This is a genomic window from Gammaproteobacteria bacterium (assembly GCA_022340215.1).
Classification (GTDB): Bacteria; Pseudomonadota; Gammaproteobacteria; order JAJDOJ01; family JAJDOJ01; genus JAJDOJ01.
The window spans coordinates 1-4,224 of record JAJDOJ010000174.1 but is presented as its reverse complement, the minus strand read 5'-3'; the positions used below and the strand labels follow the sequence as shown (position 1 = coordinate 4,224).

5 protein-coding genes are annotated in these 4,224 nt (G+C 58.4%); all 5 read left to right on the top strand.

The genetic code is table 11. From position 1 onward, the window contains the following. Nucleotides 1-1,658, top strand: a 1,658-nt coding sequence (gene cadA, locus LJE91_12480) for a cadmium-translocating P-type ATPase (protein ID MCG6869503.1), incomplete at its 5' end; no start/stop codon positions are given. A gap of 118 nt (nucleotides 1,659-1,776) precedes the next feature. Further along, complete coding sequence (locus LJE91_12475) at nucleotides 1,777-2,100, top strand: YHS domain-containing protein (GenBank protein MCG6869502.1); 324 nt, start codon at nucleotides 1,777-1,779, stop codon at nucleotides 2,098-2,100. Then, complete coding sequence (locus tag LJE91_12470) at nucleotides 2,084-2,251, top strand: hypothetical protein (GenBank protein ID MCG6869501.1); 168 nt, start codon at nucleotides 2,084-2,086, stop codon at nucleotides 2,249-2,251. Before LJE91_12475 ends, LJE91_12470 begins: the two co-directional genes overlap by 17 nt. Nucleotides 2,252-2,357: 106 nt before the next feature. Further along, nucleotides 2,358-2,771, top strand: coding sequence for a cytochrome c (locus LJE91_12465; GenBank protein MCG6869500.1), 414 nt, complete (start codon nucleotides 2,358-2,360; stop codon nucleotides 2,769-2,771). 108 nt (nucleotides 2,772-2,879) lie between these two features. Continuing rightward, nucleotides 2,880-3,464 (top strand): hypothetical protein, encoded by a 585-nt coding sequence (locus LJE91_12460; GenBank protein ID MCG6869499.1) that lies wholly within the window; start codon nucleotides 2,880-2,882, stop codon nucleotides 3,462-3,464. The last annotated feature ends 760 nt before the right edge of the window (nucleotides 3,465-4,224 follow it).

Below are 4,224 nucleotides of genomic sequence, written 5' to 3'. Positions count from 1 at the left end.
TTTATTTCGAGGCGGCGGCGGTGATCGTGACCCTCGTTCTGCTCGGACAGGTGCTCGAGCTGCGCGCGCGTCACCGCACGGGCGCCGCGATTCGGGCGCTGCTGGGGCTCGCACCGAAAACGGCGCGACGGATCAGTGAGGACGGCAGCGAGGAAGATGTCGCGCTGGACCGGGTCAGGGCCGGCGATCGGCTGCGCGTGCGGCCGGGGGAGAAGGTGCCCGTCGATGGGATCGTGCTCGAGGGTACGAACGCCATCGACGAATCCATGATCACCGGCGAGCCGATCCCCGTCGCCAAGGAATCCGGCGACCCGGTCACCGGGGCGACGGTGACCGGAACCGGAAGTTTCGTGATGGAAGCCCAACGGGTGGGCGCGGACACGCTGCTCGCGCAGATTGTACAGATGGTGGCTGCCGCACAGCGCAGCCGCGCACCGATACAGAAGCTCGCGGATATCGTGGCCGGCTGGTTCGTGCCGGTCGTCGTGGCGACTGCGATCATTACGTTCGTGGTCTGGTCGCTGTTCGGGCCCGCGCCGGCCATGGCGTATGCCCTCATCAATGCCGTGGCGGTGCTGATCATCGCCTGTCCCTGCGCACTGGGACTCGCCACGCCCATGTCGATCATGACGGCGACAGGCAAGGGGGCGACGGTGGGCGTGTTGTTCAAGGATGCCGAGGCAATCGAGGTCATGCGCAAGGTCGATACCCGGGTGGTCGACAAGACGGGTACGCTCACCGAAGGCAGGCCGAAGCTGGTTCACGTGGAGGCGACGGATGGTACGGAAGAATCGACCCTGCTTGGACTGGCGGCGGCACTGGAACGAGGCAGCGAACATCCGCTCGCGGCGGCGATCGTTGCCGGCACCGAAGCGCGCAGCATCGAGCTCGGGAAGGTCGAGGCCTTCAAATCGCTGACCGGCAAGGGCGTCACAGGGGAGGTGGACCAACAGCGCGTCGCGCTCGGGAACGCCTCGCTGCTTGAGTCGTTGGGAGTGACGCCGGGTCCCTTAGCTGAACGGGCCGAGGTGCTCCGCAGAGAAGGACAGACGGTGATGTTTGTCGTCGTGGGTAATCAGGTCGCCGGCCTCCTTGGAGTGGCGGATCCCGTCAAGGAAACCTCGCCTGCAGCAATTGAGGCCCTGCACAAGGAGGGGGTTCGCATGGTCATGCTGACTGGTGACAGCGAAACCACGGCGAATGCAGTCGCCGCGGCACTCGGCCTGGACGAGGTTTTCGCGGGTGTGTTGCCCGACCAGAAGGCGGATATTGTGAAGCGCCTGCAGTCCGATGATCACATCGTCGCCATGGCCGGAGACGGCATCAACGACGCACCGGCGCTTGCCCAGGCGCATGTGGGAATCGCGATGGGAACCGGCACCGATGTCGCGATGGAGAGCGCGGGTGTTACGCTCGTCAGGGGTGACCTGAACGGCATCGTGCGGGCCAGAAGACTCAGTCGGGCAACCATGCGCAACATCAGGCAGAACCTGTTCTTCGCGTTGCTCTACAACTCCCTGGGTGTGCCCATTGCCGCAGGGGTGTTGTACCCCTTCGCCGGGATATTGCTTTCGCCCATCATCGCTGCCGCAGCCATGAGTCTGAGTTCAGTGTCGGTCGTCGGTAATGCACTGAGGCTCAATCGGGCGAGGCTATGATGCAAGACGGAAATCGCGGGACCCGTTGACGGGAAAGAACGACGATATACCGCGATACCATGTCGAGTCGACATGTAGATTCTTCATGTGTTCTATTGCTAGATAAGGCTGTACCGGCATGAGATATGGCGATACGAAGTGCCCTGTCTGCGGAATGGAAGTGGACCGTCACCAGCTCGAGCTCGAGTATCGTGGGATGCACTTCGCGTTCTGTTCCGAGCAGTGCAGGGAACGCTTTGAGACCGACCCCCATCTTTATGTGGGGTCCCCCGGTCACAGGGCGCCAAAGGCCGAAGGGCGAGAGAGCCTCAAGCGCCGCAGATTGCAGTTGGCAGAGCCGTTGTCGGATGAGATGGCAGCGAGGATCCGGGGCGCCCTGATGACAATGATGGGGGGTAAAGGACGCCAGCGTCCACGAAGACCGCGTGGAAATAACCTATGACCTGCTCCAGGCGACTGCATCCCAGATCGAGCGCGAGATCGAAAAGCTGGGAGTAGCGCTTGGAGAGGCATGGGCGGACCGGCTGCGCCGAGCATTCGTGCGATTCTCGGAGGAAACCGAAGTGGAGAGCCTGGACGTCTATCCCAGATAAGGAGGTTGTCGACAGGGAGGCTGCCATTGAACCCAGTGAACGGGAGCACAGACAGTCAAGTGAGGGGCTAACGCCATTATCAGAATGAGCTGGACCGGTGATCGAAGTGAGACGACTGAGACTGCGAAACGTTCTGGCTATCGCGGTGATGATTCCGTTATTATCATTTATCGCCAGTTGTGATCGGCCGGATGCGGAAAAACTACGTGAACGGCTGCATCTGCCGCAGAAAGATTTCGTTCCGGATTCAAAGGTCGGCGAGGAGACATTCGTGTTGAACTGCGCCAGATGTCACGGCCGGTACGCGGGCGGAACCAGCCAGGGACCACCCCTCGTTCACAAGACCTACGAGTCGATACATCACCCGGATGTTTCTTTTCGCTTGGCCGTGAGGGACGGAGTCAGGCAGCGTCACTGGCACCTCGGTGACATGCCGGCAATCCCTGACTTGAGTCCGGAGGATGTGGGCCACATCATCAATTACGTACGCGTACAGCAGAGGAAAGCGGGTGTTCAGTAACCACTCCATGTGTGAGTCGCTATCTCATTTGAACAGAAGCCAAGCTCCGGATGCATTGATGTCTGTACATTCGCCGGAGTAACTGAACCTGATTGATTCCGCGATGTAGTGCAACTCGACGTGAAGTGTTCATCTGTCAAAGAGTTTTTTCGATTCAACCGGGGAGGCGGAAAGCAATATTATTCGAAAAGCATGCCGGGAGTCTGCCTGGCGATAGGTATCGTATCCGTTTCGATGGTGCTTTTGGCACGGGAGACCGGGGCTTCTGATATCGATCTACACTGGTTGTGGGACAACCGTTGCGCCGATTGTCATGGTCACGCCGGTGAATTTTCCCGGCAGTTTATGAACGTTGATGGTAACGAGTTGCAGGGGCGGCACCATGTCCATGATCTACGCCGCTTCATGGGAAATCACTATCTTTCAGAAGAAGAGGTGGATGCCGTCTATCAAATGCTGTTCTCACTGGCGACATCCCCGGGAAAGTACAGGAAGGAATGCAATAGCTGCCACGATATCGCGGCAGAATTCGTGCGCAGCAAGCTAGTCCTTCGTGACGGCACCCTGTATGGTCGTGGCACCGGTCGTCCTGTTCATGAATTTCTTGAGGTTCACAGAGGCCTGGAACCGGAAGACGTCGACTTCTACATGGAACTTCTAACCCGTGTCGCCGGCGAGGTGTATCGACCATAGCTGAGAGCGAATACAGGTTTGGGACCGCTGCGCAAAGCGGTAGAATGTTTTGGGACGGCTCTGCTAATCTGGAAAGATCCGTAAACTGAAGCGTGCTGGCTGTGAATCGTGAGGTCTGGTCATGGATCGTTAATGGTGGCCCTTTTCGACCAGGAGACTGGAGATCGAATCTCTAACGCAAAGGTCCACGCAACGGTTGTGGGGCCTGACGGTGCAAGCTCTACGAAGGAACTTGAGTCCATGGTCACTTCCGGCGTGATCAGCTATGGAAACTACTTCAGAGTCCCGGATTCGGGATCTTTCAAAATACGGATTGTCATTCGACGCCCAAATATCAAAGATGCGATTGAAACAGAATTTGAAATCCAGCAAGCTGTTGCGCTGATCCGGCGGCGATAGCGATCCCTGCCAGATCCGCGATCAGTGAATGAAAATGCGGGAACGTTTTCAGGCGATGCCGCGGAATTACCTGGTCTGCCGTGTTTCAGCATCTGCAGCATTCATAGGCCGTATTTGTCGTGTCGTTGAGGTCGCGATTGCGCCAGTTCTGATTTTGGCCTTGTTGAGTACCGGCGCACTGGCGCAACTGCACGATCTGGACGGGCACAAACCCGAAACTTCGAAGACTACATCGGTCACGGGAGATGGACCGTGGTCATGATCTGGGCTTCGGATTGCCCGGTATGCAATGTTGTTTCACGACGAGCACGCGGACAACAATGCCATCGTACTTGGCATCTCACTGGATGGACGGGAAAAG